The sequence below is a fragment of the Ruminiclostridium herbifermentans genome (assembly GCF_005473905.2).
Lineage (GTDB): Bacteria > Bacillota > Clostridia > Acetivibrionales > DSM-1351 > Ruminiclostridium > Ruminiclostridium herbifermentans.
The window spans coordinates 3,940,797-3,956,937 of the sequence record NZ_CP061336.1 but is presented as its reverse complement, the minus strand read 5'-3'; the positions used below and the strand labels follow the sequence as shown (position 1 = coordinate 3,956,937).

The window sequence follows — 16,141 nt, the reverse complement described above, 5'->3', positions numbered from 1 at the left end:
CTTTCAATTTATGGCATAGTAAAATACCAAAAGATAATGTCACGTAGGCATTATTAGGGTACAAAAGAAAAATTTATTATTTGAAATAATAGCGGTCACGAAGACTGTTTCTTAGTGAAACTTTTTTTGTTGACCGCTTTTTATTTATATTAATTTTTGGAGGAAAGAACATGAAAAAAATTATTGCACTATTTACCATGATTTGTATTATGGCTATACTTGCAGTAGGTTGCCAGAAAGCAGAAGTAAAACAAAACGAAGAAACTAAAAGCACAACAGTGAAGATTATCGACTCCAGAGGAAAAGAAGTTGAAGTAAACTATCCGGCTAAGAAAATCGTATGTCTGCTAAACAGTGGTTTGAATGACCTTTATATGCTTGGTGCGAAAGACCAGGTTATCGCAATAGACAAATGGACATATGATACAAAGGATGTTTTTGAACTTACTGCGCAGATTGATGAAAGGGTAAAGAACAAGTCACTCCCCGCTATTGACAAAAACATTGAAGAAATCGTTGGGATGAACCCGGATGTGGTAGTCATGTGGGCCGGTCAGGAGGATGATATTAAAACTCTGGAGGACAAAGGGGTTAAGGTAGTAGGAATACAAGTGGATAACTTTGAGCAGGTCTACACAAAGATGGAGATACTGGGCAAAATCTCAGGCAAAGAAAACAGAGCGGCAGAGATTATTGACTACACAAAAAAAGAACTTCAAAATATTAAAAATAAGATTAAAGCTATTGATGAATCAGAGAAGCCGTCATCCCTATTTGTATGGGGACCTTCAAAGCTAGACATCGCCGGAAGCAACAGCACCGGTGACAGTATTATAAAAATGAGTGGAGCGAAAAATTCTGCTGCCGATATAAATGAGGAACATATTGTTGCAAAAATGGAGCAGGTTGTTAACTGGAATCCTGACTTCATCATTTTGTGGAATATCAAGGATTTGGATCCCGATGACTACTTCAAAGATGCACAGTGGAGCAATATAAATGCCATAAAAAACAAAGCAGTTGTTGAGCTGCCCCATCCATTCTATTGCGATCTTTGGACGGTTAAAAATATATATTCGGTTAACATCATAGCAAAAACCCTTTACCCTGATTTGTTCAAGGATGCAGACATTGAGAAAACAAAAGCGGATATGCTGAAAAAGTTATATAACATCGATTTTAAATAGAGTAAGATAAATAGAGCAAGGGATTAAGGAAATATTTATGAAAAAAGACATAGAGAAATTAATATATTTCTTACCAATACCGGTTTTTTTAATTACTTTGTGCATTGGTTCCTATCACATACCAATTGCCAAGGTGATAGATTTAATGCTTTATAAAATAAGCGGATATACATTCTTTCATAGTGTAATTGACACAAACAGCCTGAATGTATTATTAGAGATAAGGTTACCAAGGGTTATTCTTTCAATGCTTGTTGGAGCAAGTCTTTCGGTTTCGGGGACCTCCTTCCAGGCTGTATTGAAGAATCCCATTGTTGAGCCATATACCCTTGGCTTATCATCAGGGGCAGCTTTTGGAGCTGCCCTTGCGTTGTCATTTCTTAATATTCCGGTACAGATCAGTGCATTCATTTTCGCCATCATGGGTGTTGCCATCTGCTATATGGCTGCTATGAAAGACGGGGATACATCTGTGGTATCATTGGTTTTATCGGGAGTTGTAATATCAGCTTTATTTACTGCATTATTATCAATACTGCAAATAATGATTGATCCGTTAAAACTTCAGGGATTAGTATACTGGATAATGGGAAGCCTTCATACATCAAGCTGGGAGAAAGTTGCCTCAGTACTTCCATATATGGTTATTGGATTCTTGTTAACATATGTTTTCAGATGGAAACTGAATATACTGGCATTGGGTGGCAGGGATTCGGTGATATTGGGGGTAAACCCTAAAAAATATAAGATGCTTTACATACTTGCTGCTACATTGCTGGCGGCTGCAGCGGTATCAGTTTCCGGAATTATCAGTTTGGTTGGTTTAATGATACCACGTGTGTTAAGAATTCTTTTTGGACCTGATAACCGTAAATTAATACCATTGTCTTTTTGTCTGGGAGCATCTTATTTGGCAATTGTAGATTGCTTTTCAAGGAATCTTTTCTCATTTGAAATTCCTATAGGGATATTTACAACTATACTTGGTGCGCCATATTTTATTGTCCTTATTAGAAGGAGCAAGGCAGGTGTGTGGCAATGATAAGATTTGAAGGAGTGACAATAGCATATCAAAAGCAAACAGTACTTGAAAATGTTAATCTTGAAATTGAGAAAGGTATAATTACAACCTTTTTGGGGCCCAACGGCAGCGGCAAAACCTCACTGATATCCTCCATCAATGGAACTATAAAACCTGTGTGCGGTAAAATATATATCGATGACAAGGATATTTCAAAACTAAAGACCAAAAAACTTGCCGGAATAGTTGCAACAGTTCCACAATTATATAATACCAACTTTAATTTCACTGTTTTAGAGATGATTTTATTAGGTAGGTCTCCGCATATTGGCTATGTTCCGGGGAAAGATGATATAGATAAAGCGGATGAGGCAATCGAGAAGATAGGTATTGAGTATTTAAGGGATAAAGAATTCAACAGGTTAAGTGGCGGGGAGAGGCAGCTGGTGATGATTGCACGAGCCATTGCTCAGGATACCGAAGTAATACTGCTTGATGAACCTACCTCTTACCTTGATTTAAAAAATCAGCTTAAAGTATTGAATGTTGTAAAGCAAATTAACTCATCGCAAAAAGTTACATGTATAATGACCTTGCATGATCCCAACCATGCGCTCATGTATTCCGACAAGATTGTTATGTTCAAAAACGGAACTTTAGAAACCGGTACAATTGAAGATATGATTAATGCCAGGAATATATATGAGGTATATGGAGTAAAAGCCGATATAGTAAAAGTGAATAATAAAAAATTTGTGATACCCGATTATTAACTGGATGATATAGCATAAAAAGAATAGCAGAGGTGGAAAAAATAATGAGAGTTTTCGAATCCCATATCCACTTTCCCATTGATATGTATGAAGCTGAATTTACCGAAAAGATAAATGATGTGACTTTGCGGTTAACAGATAATTTAGTAGAAAACATGATCAAATCAAATGTGGTTAAAGCTGCATTGTTGGGGGGACGAGGAAAAGTAAATGAAATGGTGAAAGAGGCAATCCATAGATATCCGGAAATTTTTGTTGGATTAGCTTATATTGATATAGACAAAGATGGCCCAGCGATTTTGAACTACTATAAGGAATCAGGATTTAAGGGAGTTAAAATTATTTGTCCTAATTATAATTATGATGAAGAAAGGTATTATCCATTTTATCAGTTGGCTCAAGAATTAGGGCTTGTGGCTTTGTTTCATACAGGGGTCATTGGAAATGCTGTAGATTACCTTGTAGAGTCTCCTTTTGATAAAAAACTTATTGAAATTTCAAGGGATTTTGAGACAAAAATAAAACGATTTAATACATCTTCGCGTTTCATGCTGCCAATTTATTTGGATAATATTGCATTGAAATTCCCGGAATTGAAGATTATAGGTGCTCATCTAGGTTATGGCATGTATGAGTTATCCTGTGCAATAGCCCGTTTTAGAAGAAATGTGTTTTTTGATCTTTCGGGCGGAGATGTTGTGAGGAGGCACATCACGGAGAAAAGACTGATTGGAAAAGAGATTTCTTCTTATAAAATTCTGTATGCCTCCGACGGTTTACCTGATAAATTATATGATGATATAAGTATATGGGAAGAAGAACTTTATAAAATGGGGCTTAGTGAAAAAGAAATAGATAATATTATGTACTTGAATGCAGCCAGAATTTATGGAGTTGAAGAGCCGGAAGGATGATGTTATCCTATAGGTAACAATCTGCTGTCTTAAAAAGGTAGTGTTTTGATAGGGGGATGCAAGTGAGAATAGCTGTAATAGATGGTCAAGGCGGAGGTATCGGAAAATCAATTGTTGAGAAATTAAGGAAGGAATTGATGGAAGATATTGAAATTGTTGCTCTGGGAACAAACTCGCTTGCCACATCTTTTATGATGAAGGCTGGTGCAAATGAGGGAGCTACAGGAGAAAACGCAATTGTTTATAATTCTAGTAAGGTCGATATAATAATCGGGGCTATAGGAATTATTGCGGCAAATTCAATGTTAGGGGAATTGACTCCAACAATGGCTAAAGCAATTGCTGAAAGTCCAGCTAAAAAAGTGCTTCTTCCATTAAATCGATGAAATATCGAAGTTGTAGGTGTTGATAAGAGTGAGCCTTTGCCGCATCTTATTGATAAGGTGGTTCAAAGTATTAAAGAAAGCATGAAGAGGTGCTAATATGTGTGAAGCAAATGTTTATTTAATTGATGAGAAAGGTGAAGAAAAGCTGTTTCTTGAATCTGTTGACAAGATACTCCCAGAAGAAGAGAACTTGATATTGGAAAATATATTTGGACAAAGGAAGATAGTAAAAGCAAGGATTAAGGAAATGGAACTGGTAAATCATAGAATTGTTTTGCAAAGATGATTTACATGAGGCCATTTACGATAAAAAGACAAAATGCATGTGTATGTAAAATAATTCTTTGCTACAGTAAGAAGGGCAGAGTAAATACAAGAAATCTATGGGTTTGAAGTATCAGCCTAGATGGTAAGCAATATCACTGATAAAATGTTACCTGATATAGGAGAGTAGCATAAGGCCAATGGATGAGATTTATCCGATAGTATTTATTACGCTATTCATTCTCAATTGAATTTTACAAAAAAAGTGAAATTCTAATTACTGGCAGTGAAATTTGAAGGGCAATAATATTAACCAATAAAAATAAAGTGAGCAAGCTTTGACAAATTTCAACATGGCTAATGATGTATAATAATTACATAGTTCGAAAAAAATCGATAAAGGCAAACTTGTTGAAAGACAAGGACGCAAAGCCTCGGGTCTAAAGCGGTTTACCGCTATGATGGCCGGGTTGCCGGGACTAAGCTGCTTTAGGCTCATTGGTGTTTTACAGCATCAGTGAGCCTTTATGTATACAATCTGTATTACTTATAGTAACGACTTCGAGCCATTATGACTATGATTTGCCGGAAAAGTGTTTGCAAGTTTGCCAAGAAATCCTGAAAGGAAGTGGTGAGTTTGTTGCCGGTTAAAGTTGTAATGGCTGATGATGAACCTGGAGTAATGTTATTACTCTGCTCGATTCTTAGTAAGCTTGAAGGGGCTCTGGTTGTTGGAACAGCAGAGAATGCTAAGGATACCATAAAACTTACAATGGAGCAGAACCCAGATTTAGCTTTCCTTGATATTGAGCTTCCTGATATGAAAGGAATAGAGTTAGCTGAAAAGCTAAGAGATATTAAACCGGACATGGCAATAGTCTTTATAACCGCGCATCAGGAATATTCTCTCGATGCATTCAAACTATATGCTTCCGATTACATATTAAAGCCAATTGATGAAGAAAGAGTAAAATCTACTTTCCTGCGCATCTATAAGATGCTGGAGATATCAAAAAAGAGTAATACTTCTTCATATACGAAGCCTAGCAGAATTTCAATAAACCTGGGTGATGAACGAATCTTTATAAAGCTGAATGAAATTTTTTATATAGAAAGGTCCGGACGTCACACACTTATTTCTTGTACCAATGGAAAATTTAAAACCCGGCAAACCCTGCAAGAACTGGAGAAGTACTTAGGGAAGATGTTTTTCCGCTCTCATAAATCTTTTATTATAAACACCGATCGGATTGAAAAGATAGTCTCTTTTCCCAATTCATCGTATTGTGAGGTAAAATTCAATAATTGTGAAGACAAGGCTTTACTTAGCCGTGACCGTATATCTGAGCTTATGAAGTATTCAGATTATAATGTTTAAGGGGGTATTGTGATGGATGTTATGCCGTTAATCCCCTTTTTAGGTGTGTCTGTTCCTGAAAGCCTGGTTTTGTATTATATGGTACTGGCATTAACGAAGAAAAAGGAGTCACCGTTTGTAGTAATAATCCTTTCCCTGCTGACTTCGATATTCTCATTCAGTATTCGGACAATGCCGGTACGATTTGGTATCCATACCATATCACAAGTAGTACTCATGACTATATTTTTGAACCTCTTTTTCCGATTGCCCTGGCATACTTCAGCAGTTGTAATGGTGCTTTCAAGTGTGTTTTTGGGATTGGCGGAGGGAATCTCAGTTCCTCTTCTGGCTTGGGTTTTTAAATTAAAACTTGAACAAATCATCTCTGATCCTTTGCTAAGAATACTTTTTACTTTGCCACACTTAGTTTTACTTTCAGTATTAGCGTATATCATTGGCAAACGAGGATGGCGCTTACCGTTAATATCAGAAAAATTGGGAATAAAAAATGAGTCTGACAAAAGAACAACAAAGCAATCCATTAGGCAAAATTGTCTTTTGACATTATGCCTGGTACAAGCTTTAATGCTTGTTTTATTAAATCTTAGTTTTCATGCTTACAACACAGGTGTTTATCCCAGTTTTACACTTAAAACCCTAATAGAAGTTGGTAGCATTGTTTTATTGGTCTCTGTTTTAGCAACTATTTTTGTATCCGGATATCTGTTAAAAGTCATAGAACACGATGCAAAACTGGAAACAGAAATTCATTATGCCAGAGAAAGACACAATTTACATTTACGTTTGCAGGTTGAGCGTCATGATTTTTACAACCATCTTACTGCTATTTATGGATATATAAAGGCTTGTCATTTCGACCAGGCAGAAACCTATATCGCAAATCTGTATCATACTGTCAGCAGTATAGGAAGCCTCCTGAAAATTGAACCTCCGGATTTAGCGGCTATTATAAGTACAAAATATGAGGAAGCAAAGATTAATGGAATTAAATTCTTTTGGTATGTAAAAATACATGACGGTTCACTTCCGCTTTCGTCGGAGGATCTCACTCATTTAACAGGTAACCTTCTGGATAATGCTTTAGATGCAGTAAAATCGAATGGCTCCCCGCGAATAGACCTAGTCCTAATATGCAACAAGCTAGGTTTGGAATTAAAGGTATCCAATAACGGCAGCCCCATCCCTCAAAATGTAAGGCAAAATATTTTTGTTGCTGGATATACAACTAAAAGCATTAAACAGCATAGTGGTCTTGGCCTATATATAATTAAGCAGATTATAGATCGTTATGACGGTCAATTAGAGTTAAGAGAACCTGATGATTATTCTGGAGTTGAGTTCGTGATTTATATCCCGTGGAATAAGTAATTATAATAAGTATTATGTGCTAATTGTATGAATGAATAGTAAAACCAAAATGGACAGATTACAGGGAACTGAAAATATGCAATTAAACAAAAAGAAACATCAATCTTGAAGGATTTAAAAGATGTTTTTTTCAATATTACCATGAATACCAGATGCTAAATTGTTGGCTTGTTGTACAGATAACTAAGGAAAAGATATTATGTTAAGAATAAATTTGATTTTAATTTTACAACATCACTTCCCTTAGAGCAGACATGGTTAATAGGTTATGTCTGTCGTTTGAAGGCAACCACTCTTTAAATGTGGGATTGGCCCTTTTTTAATAAAATCGAAAATAGTTATTGACATATGCCGAAAACGGGGTATAATATAAAATATAATTGACATATGTCATAAACTATCTGGAGGTGAACAGAATGCCTGGAAGAGATGGAACTGGCCCAATAGGTGCTGGCCCAATGACCGGAAGAGGTTTAGGATTTTGTACAGGTGCCGATGCAGCAAGATATGGCACTGGCCGCGGTCTCGGATTAGGTCTGGGACTTGCTTGCAGACGTGGTTTTGGAAGGTGGTTCAGCAGGGATTTTGCAATTGATGAGGCAATTCCAAAAACACAAAAAGAATTACTGCAGAACCAAAAGGCTATATTAGAAAAGCGTCTGGAAGCTATTGATAAGCAATTAGAGAACCTATAACGGTCATCAGAGGTAACCGGAGGACGCTCCGGTTATATCTGTTTTGGAAATGAGGTGATAAGATTATGCCAAGACCAATGAAATGGAGAAAAGTATGCTGCTTACCGGAAAGAAACAGGTTTGGGCCTCTTGATACAAGTTTGGATGAAAAAAATATTATAAAAATGACGGTTGACGAGTATGAAACGATAAGACTTATTGACTTAGAGGGATTCACACAGGAGGAATGCGCAAAACAAATGAATGTCGCTCGAACTACTGTCCAAGGTATTTATGTCGAGGCAAGAAAGAAACTGGCCGAGTCGCTGGTGAATGGCAAGGTTCTTTTGATTGAAGGCGGTGAATACCGTCTTTGCGATGGATTAGGTAACGGATGCGGACGAGGCTGTCGCAGGCACCGGCATGGTTGGCGCTTTATAGGTAGTGATAGAGGTGACTGATATTGTATTCTGAAAAAGTAATAGAACATTTTATGTGTCCTCAAAATGCTTATAGTATGCCGGATGCCGATGCAGAAGGAAGCTTTGGTGATCCTACATGCGGAGATTATCTTACAATTTATATTAAAGTAAAAGACAATCGTATAAGTGAAATAAGCTATCTTGTGTTTGGTTGCGCTGCGGCAATTGCAACATCCAGTATGACGACGGTATTAGCTAAGGGTAAAACCCTAGATGAAGCATTGGAAATTTCAGAAGAAGATATCATTCATGCATTAGACGGACTTCCTGATAACAAGGTTCATTGCTCAAATTTAGGCGTTAGCGCATTGCGTAATGCAATCTATAACTATTTAAATAGAATGGAGTGGAGTTATTGAATAAATTGTCAACTAAACGATTAGTATTATCAGGACTGTTTCTTGCACTTGGACTTTTAATTCCATTTCTAACAGCACAGATTCCAAGTCTAGGCAGTAGGTTATTACTAATGCATATTCCTGTTTTGCTTTGTGGTTTTATTTGCGGATGGCCATATGGCTTGATCATTGGCCTTGTTTTGCCTGTTTTCAGAAGCATGCTGTTTGGAATGCCGCCGATGTTTCCAACTGCTGTAGCTATGGCTTTCGAGCTGGCTGCATATGGTCTCATGACAGGTCTTCTGTACAAATTACTCCCTAAAAAGAATGTTTCCATATATGCGTCTTTGATTTTATCAATGGTTTGTGGAAGAATCGTCTGGGGAATTGTTAGCTTCTTCCTGTATGGACTGAACGAAACTGCATTTACATGGGAGATTTTTATGGCTGGTGCGTTCCTCAATGCAATTCCAGGCATAGTGATTCAAATTATTATTATCCCTGTTGCTGTTATTGCTCTGTCAAAAGCAAAGCATATAGAAAGTGTGAGCTAGAATGAATATAAAAGCCTTATTACTCAAGCAGTATGATTTGTATCCCAAGATGCAAATTCAGGACATTGTTAAGCTTATATATCAGAATGAATTTGCCGGCGGACACCTAATCGAAAATGAGGACGATATTTTACGCAAATTGCAGGAGGAGTTATGTTCTTTAAAGCATTCCTGTATGGACAAAAGGATACCCTGTGATGCCTTTGAGGATATTGGCAATAATCTTTGCAGGCTGCATTTAGCAGCTTTGAAGTATTATGATATCAGCCTTAATACTGTAAATAAGCTCTTTATAAGTACAGCCAACTCGATCAAAGGAAGCATTCAGAGCTTTGAAGAAAAACTGGATGTGCTTAGACAATGTTGTAAGGAAGGACTGCTTCCTTATTCTTTGGAAGAGTTGGAAGCTTATTTGTGTTCCTATAAGAAAAAAGGCTATCCGCCAGTTAGTCACAGTGAGATATTCAGGGCTGCTTATTCACCTGCGTACCGTATTGTAAGGTCAGAATACCATGATTTTTTTGAGGTATTTTGCAGGATCGATTCCTTGATGAAATCAAAAGATAGGGTCACTGTTGCCATTGATGGAAACAGTGGTGCCGGGAAAAGTACACTGGCATCACTTATAGGCAATGTATATGAGTGCAACATATTTCACATGGATGATTTCTTCCTGACACCTGAACTAAAAACAGAAGAGCGCTTAAGGGAGGTCGGTGGAAATGTAGATTATGTCCGGTTCAAACACGAAGTGATTGATAAGATAAATAGTGGCCGTGAATTTCAATATCATAAATACGACTGCAAGCAAAGAATCCTTGTAGGGCCGATACCGGTAAGTCCTCAAAAACTTAATATTATAGAGGGTTCTTATAGCTTGCATCCGACTTTAGTAGGAAACTATGATTTAAAGATATTTTTATGTATTGATGAAAAAGAACAAATTTCTCGAATTCTAAAAAGAAATGGAGCTGCCATGTTAAAAAGTTTTCTTTGCGAATGGATACCTTTGGAAAATCGATATTTTAAAGAATTGAACATTAAAGGGCTAAGTGATCTGGTTTTTAGTTCGGTCGTAGTCCCGGATTCGGTTAGCGCATTGCGCAATGTAATTAATAATAATTTAAAAAGAATGGAGGATTCTTATGAAAATAGCAATTCCAGTAGATGAGAAAAGTTTGGAGTCGAATGTATGTGTATCCTTTGGACGGGCTCCCTATTATCTCATTTATGATACTGAAACCAAGGAAAGTGTATTTCTTGATAACAGTGCAGCAGCAAGTACAGGCGGAGCAGGAATTAAGGCAGCACAAACAATAGTGGATAATAAAGTGAACGCTTTACTTACTCCCCGATGTGGCGAAAATGCAGCTAATGTGCTCAAATCCGCTGATATTAAAATATATAAAACAGCGGGTATTTCCGCTAAAAAAAATATTGATGACTTCATCAGTGGAAAGCTATCCTTACTCGATGAAATTCATCCTGGTTTTCATGGCCATGGAGGGAACTAAAATGAGGATAGCTGTGCTAAGTGGCAAGGGCGGCACAGGAAAAACACTGGTGTCGGTTAATTTAGCTGCGGCTGCAAAAATATCAACGTATATTGACTGTGATGTTGAAGAACCCAATGGCCACCTGTTTTTTAAGCCCGAAAACATTCAGGAAGAAGAAGTACATGTACGAATTCCAAAGGTGGATGGCAAGCTATGCAATGGATGTCGAAAGTGTGTTGACTTTTGCAAGTTTAATGCCCTTGCCTATATAAAAGATAAACTGATTATATTTGAAGATATATGTCACTCTTGTGGAGGTTGTATCTTGCTTTGCCCTGAGAAAGCGTTAACAGAGAAAGAAAAGGTTATTGGCAAGATCCAAAAAGGAGCTTCGGACCAGGTAACTGTATATACAGGAATATTGAACACCGGTGAACCTTCGGGTATACCAATTATAAAAAAGTTGCTTAATGAGAACAAACCTGAAAGGAACAAGACGATATTTATCGACTGCCCTCCCGGAAGTGCCTGTATAGTCATGGAAAGTATTAAGGATGCAGACTACTGTATATTAGTAGCTGAGCCTACATTGTTCGGCGTTCATAACCTTAACATGGTATATGAACTGGTGAAGTTATTTAACAAGCCGTTCGGAGTTGTTCTTAACAAGTGCCTTGATGGTGAAAATCCGTCGGAGCAATTCTGCATAGAAAAGAACATAAAAATTATAGGTCGAATCCCATTTGACAGTGAACTCGGTATGCTAAATTCAAATGCAGAAATCGCTGTAAGGAAAAGTGAAAGATACCGGACGATTTTTTCTTCTTTGCTGGAGACTGTGAAAAAGGAGGTGCATCATGAAACAACTTCTAATTCTTAGTGGTAAAGGCGGTACTGGGAAAACTACAATCGCCAGTGCTTTTATCAAGCTTTCAAAGGCTAAGGCTTATGCAGACTGTGATGTAGATGCACCTAACCTGCACCTTATAACAAAACAAAGCTCCCAGCCAAAGAAAACAGATTATTATGGCTTGCCGAAAGCAGAGATAGATACAGATTTGTGCATAGAGTGCGGACAGTGCATGCAAAACTGCCGATTTGATGCTATTTCAGCAGACGAGAAATACAAGGTAGATCCTTTTGCCTGTGAAGGCTGCGGAGTTTGTGAGCTTGTTTGTCCGGTTGGAGCTGTATCTTTAAAACCGGCTGTAGCCGGAGAGTTGATGTTATATGCAGATAAGGAAGAAGTGTTTTCTACAGCTCAGTTAAAAATGGGCAGCGGCACCTCCGGAATGTTGGTTACAGAGGTAAAGAAACAAATGAAGTCAGCAGCCGATGGTGTGGAGTTCGCAATTATTGATGGCTCTCCCGGTATAGGGTGTCCGGTTATAGCATCTTTGAGTGGTGTAGATATGGTGTTAATTGTGGCCGAACCCTCCATATCCGGCATTAGTGATATGGAGCGGATTATAAATACAGCGGCGAAATTTGGCGTAAAGACGGTGGTATGTATCAATAAATTTGACACAAATATGCAAAACACAGAAAAGATAGAAAGATTCTGTATAGATCATGAGATTAACCTTGTGGGTAGAATAGCATTTGATTCAGACGCCGTAAAAGCGATTAATAACGGGCAGACAATTGTTGATATAGACTGTAACTCAGGTGCAGCAGTGAAAGCAGTTTATAACAAGACAATGGAACTGCTGCTTGAAAAAGGTGGTGGGCTGAGGTCATGATTATCAAAACATTAGTTGAGAATACAGCGCTATCGAAAGGCTTCGGTAGCGAACACGGACTTAGCCTTTATATAGAAACAAATAGTCGCAAAATTCTTTTTGATGTTGGCGCTGGTGAGTTATTCCTTGAAAATGCAAAGAAGCTGAATGTAGATATTTCTGATGTGGATTATCACATTATCTCACATGGGCATTATGACCATGGTGGCGGCCTAAAAGCATTTTTACGTGAAAACACAAAAGCCGAGGTATTCCTACACCGATTGGCATTTGAAAAATACTATGCTTTGAGTTCAAATGATGAACTGGAGTATATTGGCCTGGATGAAGAACTGTTACAAAACAGGCGAATTGTACTTACATCAGACCGCTTCTTTATCAATAAGGGGATTCAAGTGTTCTCAAATATAACTCAAAAGGAACCTCTTCCAATTTCAAATAACGGATTGCTTATGGAACAGTACGGACAAACATTACAGGATGCCTTTGCTCACGAGCAGAACCTCATAATAAAGGAAGATGGAAAGATGCTTTTAGTAACAGGGTGTGCCCATAATGGTATTGTAAATATTCTTGAACACTTCCATGATTTAAAAGGACGCATGCCTAATTATGTGGTAGGTGGATTTCATCTTTCCAGCCGTTCATCGGGAAACAATGTGAACCCTGAGATGATAGATAAAATAAGCAAGTACTTGATGAATACAAATGCAAAATTTTATACCTGTCATTGCACAGGTATAGAACCATATAACAGGCTTAAAGCTGCCATGGGCGATAGTATTGATTATCTCTCAGCAGGTAGTGAAATAGCAATCTAAAACAAAGGAGTTAAGATTATGAGCGAAAATTGCAATCAAAGCTGTAGCAGTTGTTCGGAGGACTGTGCAGAAAGAAAGGAAAAGAAAAATGATTTCTCCGAGAAAGCACATGAAATGAGCAGCATTAAAAAGGTTATTGGTGTTGTCAGCGGTAAAGGAGGGGTTGGTAAGTCGCTGGTAACCTCCATGCTTGCAGTTACCATGAATAGAATGGGTTATCATACCGCTATTCTGGACGCAGACGTTACCGGACCTTCAATTCCTAAGGCATTTGGTATCAGAGAAAAAGCCACAGGCAGTGATTTTGGTTTATTCCCGGTTAAAAGTAAGACGGGTGTTGATATCATGTCTGTCAATTTGCTTTTAGAGAATGATACCGATCCTGTTGTATGGAGAGGGCCTATAATCGGTAATACGGTTAAGCAGTTCTGGACGGATGTTATCTGGAGCGATGTGGATTTTATGTTCATTGATATGCCGCCAGGCACCGGCGATGTTCCTCTTACCGTATTTCAATCCATTGCTATTGATGGGATTATAGTAGTAACCTCACCTCAGGAACTGGTATCAATGATTGTATCAAAAGCAGTCAAGATGGCTGAACTGATGAATATCCCTATCATTGGCTTAGTAGAAAACATGTCCTATTTTAAATGTCCGGATTGCGGTAAGGAGCACAAAATTTTCGGCGACAGCCATATTGATGAAATTGCCGAAAAGCACAAATTAAAAGTGCTTGCTAAGATTCCTATCAACCCCAAAATCTCTGCCGCCTGCGATAAGGGCATGATAGAACTTTTTGACGGTGATTGGCTTGAGCAGGTTACAAAAATATTGGAGGAAAGCATTGAGGAAGATAATAAATGAGTGCACATTCAGATTTGGCAAGAGAATTGTTTAAACAAGGCTACAATTGCTCTCAATCTGTTTTTGCTGCCTTTTGTGATGAAACAGGACTAGATATTAATACGGCGTTAAAAATAGCATCTTCTTTTGGAGGCGGTATGGGCAGACTGCGGGAAGTATGCGGAGCAGTGACAGGAATGTTTATGGTTGTCGGCATGAAATATGGTTACAAAGATGCATCTGACAAAAGAGCAAAAACGGAACATTACAGGCTCATTCAGGATTTGGCGAAGCAATTTGAAAAAGAAAACGGTTCTATTATATGCAGGGAGCTTTTAGGTATTTCAAAAAAGCATGATAATCCTATACCCGAGGCCAGAAATGAAAATTATTATAAAAATCGTCCTTGTGCAGAACTTGTTGAGCAAGCTGCAAGGATACTTGATGGATATATTATAAGTAAAAGAATGGGGGAGAAAACCATGATGAAAATTGCAGTAGCGAGTGAGAATGATATGGTAACGGAGCACTTTGGACATTGCGCCAACTTTAATATTTTTGAAGTTAAAGACAATCAAATAGTTAAATTTGAGTCTATACCTAATCCAGGGCATAGGCCCGGCTTCCTTCCTAACTTCCTAAATGATATGGGAGTTAATGTAATTATATCAGGAGGCATGGGCAGTGGTGCCATTGATATCTTTAATGAAAAAGGCATAGAGGTAATTGTCGGGGCAAGCGGTAATGCCAAAGCAGCGGTAGAAGCGTACCTGCAAGGTACTCTAAAATCTACTGGTTCTGTTTGCCATGAACATCAGCATCATGATGAATGTGGAGAATAAAACCGGACTTTGAATTGTTATTTTTCTTACTCGAAATGTTCCGGCACAGTTTCTGTCGGAACATTTCATTATAGGAGGGTTGCCTGTGGGATTAGTTGATGTAAAAAATTTAAACAAATCTTATGGTGATATCAAAGCTGTTAATGATTTATCTTTCCAAATAGATCAGGGAGAGATTTTTGGATTTTTAGGTCCAAATGGTGCTGGAAAGACATCTACAATCAATATGATGATTGGTTTATCCAGGCCTACTAGCGGACATATTATGATTGATGGAATTGATGCGATAAAAGACATAAAAAAAGTGCAGAAAATTATTGGAATTATTCCTGATGAAAATAATTTATATGATGAAATGAATGGCTTCGATAATCTCTGCTTATGTGCTTCGTTATATGGGATACGTAGAAAAGAACGTGAAAAAAGGGCAATGGAATTGCTGGAACTATTTGATTTAACTAAAGCAGCGAAACGCCCTTTGAAAACTTATTCAAAAGGAATGAAACGAAAACTTACAATAGCAGCCGGAATTATACATAATCCTAAAATATTATTTTTGGATGAACCAACAACAGGCATAGATGTTGAAAGTGCAAGGCAAATTAGAGAGCTTATACTGAACTTAAAAAAACAAGGCAAAACAATTTTTATTACCACCCATTATATCGAAGAGGCTGAACGAATCTGTGACAGGATTGCTTTTATTGTGAATGGTAAGATTGTAAAGGTTGGTACGGTAACTGAACTGATGGAAAACGTAGAACATGAGCATAAAATTAAGATGCAGCTTGACAGTAGCATAAAATACGTGAAAGAAGAACTGGAAAATAAATTTGTAAATTGCACAGTAGAGATTCCAGATGAAAATTCTTGTTTAATTATTTCTAAAGAACGAATAGCTTTATCCCCTATCCTTCAACTGCTGGATAACAAGGGAATTTCCGTTTACGAAGCAAAAGAAATAAAGCCGTCATTAGAAGATGTTTTTGTTAAACTAACAGGAATTGAAGCTTCAAAACTAAAAAAGGAAAAAGAGAAGGTGGGAAAATAGA

At 37.6% G+C, this 16,141-nt stretch carries 19 protein-coding genes, 2 pseudogenes and 1 riboswitch; all 21 genes and pseudogenes read left to right on the top strand.

What is annotated here, in order from left to right:
* Window positions 1-170: 170 nt before the first annotated feature.
* The 21 genes and pseudogenes from EHE19_RS16020 (at window position 171) to EHE19_RS15920 (ending at window position 16,140) form a co-directional block, all read left to right on the top strand.
* Complete coding sequence (locus EHE19_RS16020) at window positions 171-1,187, top strand: ABC transporter substrate-binding protein (RefSeq protein ID WP_137698961.1); 1,017 nt, start codon at window positions 171-173, stop codon at window positions 1,185-1,187.
* 37 nt (window positions 1,188-1,224) lie between these two features.
* A complete protein-coding gene (locus EHE19_RS16015; protein WP_014256573.1) occupies window positions 1,225-2,229 on the top strand; it encodes a FecCD family ABC transporter permease in 1,005 nt (334 codons plus the stop codon).
* Entirely contained in the window at window positions 2,226-2,981 is a 756-nt protein-coding gene (locus EHE19_RS16010) for an ABC transporter ATP-binding protein (protein WP_027622061.1), read from the top strand. Before EHE19_RS16015 ends, EHE19_RS16010 begins: the two co-directional genes overlap by 4 nt.
* A gap of 44 nt (window positions 2,982-3,025) precedes the next feature.
* Window positions 3,026-3,895, top strand: coding sequence for an amidohydrolase family protein (locus tag EHE19_RS16005; protein ID WP_014256572.1), 870 nt, complete (start codon window positions 3,026-3,028; stop codon window positions 3,893-3,895).
* Between the two features lie 62 nt (window positions 3,896-3,957).
* Window positions 3,958-4,377, top strand: a pseudogene (locus EHE19_RS16000) (DUF3842 family protein).
* 1 nt (window position 4,378) lies between these two features.
* Window positions 4,379-4,567 (top strand): CooT family nickel-binding protein, encoded by a 189-nt coding sequence (locus EHE19_RS15995; protein ID WP_014256570.1) that lies wholly within the window; start codon window positions 4,379-4,381, stop codon window positions 4,565-4,567.
* 369 nt (window positions 4,568-4,936) lie between these two features.
* A riboswitch (cyclic di-GMP riboswitch) is annotated at window positions 4,937-5,023 on the top strand.
* Between the two features lie 153 nt (window positions 5,024-5,176).
* Window positions 5,177-5,923 (top strand): LytR/AlgR family response regulator transcription factor, encoded by a 747-nt coding sequence (locus tag EHE19_RS15990; RefSeq protein WP_244648259.1) that lies wholly within the window; start codon window positions 5,177-5,179, stop codon window positions 5,921-5,923.
* A 12-nt stretch (window positions 5,924-5,935) separates the two neighbouring features.
* The gene (locus EHE19_RS15985) at window positions 5,936-7,294 is read left to right on the top strand and encodes a sensor histidine kinase (RefSeq protein WP_137698959.1); all 1,359 of its coding nucleotides are present in this window, start codon (window positions 5,936-5,938) and stop codon (window positions 7,292-7,294) included.
* Window positions 7,295-7,710: 416 nt separating this feature from the next.
* Window positions 7,711-7,989 (top strand): DUF5320 domain-containing protein, encoded by a 279-nt coding sequence (locus tag EHE19_RS15980; protein WP_137698958.1) that lies wholly within the window; start codon window positions 7,711-7,713, stop codon window positions 7,987-7,989.
* A 65-nt stretch (window positions 7,990-8,054) separates the two neighbouring features.
* Window positions 8,055-8,429 carry a DUF134 domain-containing protein gene (locus EHE19_RS15975; protein WP_137698957.1) on the top strand — a complete coding sequence of 125 codons (375 nt, stop codon included), beginning with the start codon at window positions 8,055-8,057 and terminating at the stop codon, window positions 8,427-8,429.
* Window positions 8,429-8,809: an iron-sulfur cluster assembly scaffold protein gene (locus EHE19_RS15970; protein ID WP_483314008.1), complete on the top strand. Its 381-nt coding sequence runs from the start codon at window positions 8,429-8,431 to the stop codon at window positions 8,807-8,809. The genes EHE19_RS15975 and EHE19_RS15970 overlap by 1 nt, the downstream gene beginning before the upstream one ends.
* Window positions 8,806-9,342: an ECF transporter S component gene (locus EHE19_RS15965; RefSeq protein ID WP_137698955.1), complete on the top strand. Its 537-nt coding sequence runs from the start codon at window positions 8,806-8,808 to the stop codon at window positions 9,340-9,342. Before EHE19_RS15970 ends, EHE19_RS15965 begins: the two co-directional genes overlap by 4 nt.
* 1 nt (window position 9,343) lies before the next feature.
* Window positions 9,344-10,513: a uridine kinase family protein gene (locus tag EHE19_RS15960; protein WP_137698954.1), complete on the top strand. Its 1,170-nt coding sequence runs from the start codon at window positions 9,344-9,346 to the stop codon at window positions 10,511-10,513.
* Window positions 10,488-10,856: a NifB/NifX family molybdenum-iron cluster-binding protein gene (locus tag EHE19_RS15955; protein ID WP_014256562.1), complete on the top strand. Its 369-nt coding sequence runs from the start codon at window positions 10,488-10,490 to the stop codon at window positions 10,854-10,856. The genes EHE19_RS15960 and EHE19_RS15955 overlap by 26 nt, the downstream gene beginning before the upstream one ends.
* Before the next feature lies 1 nt (window position 10,857).
* Entirely contained in the window at window positions 10,858-11,718 is an 861-nt protein-coding gene (locus EHE19_RS15950; RefSeq protein ID WP_137698953.1) for a nucleotide-binding protein, read from the top strand.
* Window positions 11,696-12,580, top strand: coding sequence for an ATP-binding protein (locus EHE19_RS15945; protein ID WP_137698952.1), 885 nt, complete (start codon window positions 11,696-11,698; stop codon window positions 12,578-12,580). The genes EHE19_RS15950 and EHE19_RS15945 overlap by 23 nt, the downstream gene beginning before the upstream one ends.
* Entirely contained in the window at window positions 12,577-13,401 is an 825-nt protein-coding gene (locus EHE19_RS15940; RefSeq protein WP_137698951.1) for an MBL fold metallo-hydrolase, read from the top strand. The genes EHE19_RS15945 and EHE19_RS15940 overlap by 4 nt, the downstream gene beginning before the upstream one ends.
* An 18-nt stretch (window positions 13,402-13,419) precedes the next feature.
* Window positions 13,420-14,268, top strand: coding sequence for an Mrp/NBP35 family ATP-binding protein (locus EHE19_RS15935; protein WP_137698950.1), 849 nt, complete (start codon window positions 13,420-13,422; stop codon window positions 14,266-14,268).
* Window positions 14,265-14,681: pseudogene (locus tag EHE19_RS15930) on the top strand (C-GCAxxG-C-C family protein); the annotation flags it as partial. The gene EHE19_RS15935 and the pseudogene EHE19_RS15930, both read left to right, overlap by 4 nt.
* Window positions 14,682-14,729: 48 nt before the next feature.
* Window positions 14,730-15,089, top strand: coding sequence for a NifB/NifX family molybdenum-iron cluster-binding protein (locus EHE19_RS15925; protein ID WP_027622891.1), 360 nt, complete (start codon window positions 14,730-14,732; stop codon window positions 15,087-15,089).
* 85 nt (window positions 15,090-15,174) lie between these two features.
* The gene (locus EHE19_RS15920; protein WP_137698949.1) at window positions 15,175-16,140 is read left to right on the top strand and encodes an ABC transporter ATP-binding protein; all 966 of its coding nucleotides are present in this window, start codon (window positions 15,175-15,177) and stop codon (window positions 16,138-16,140) included.
* Window position 16,141: the final 1 nt, after the last annotated feature.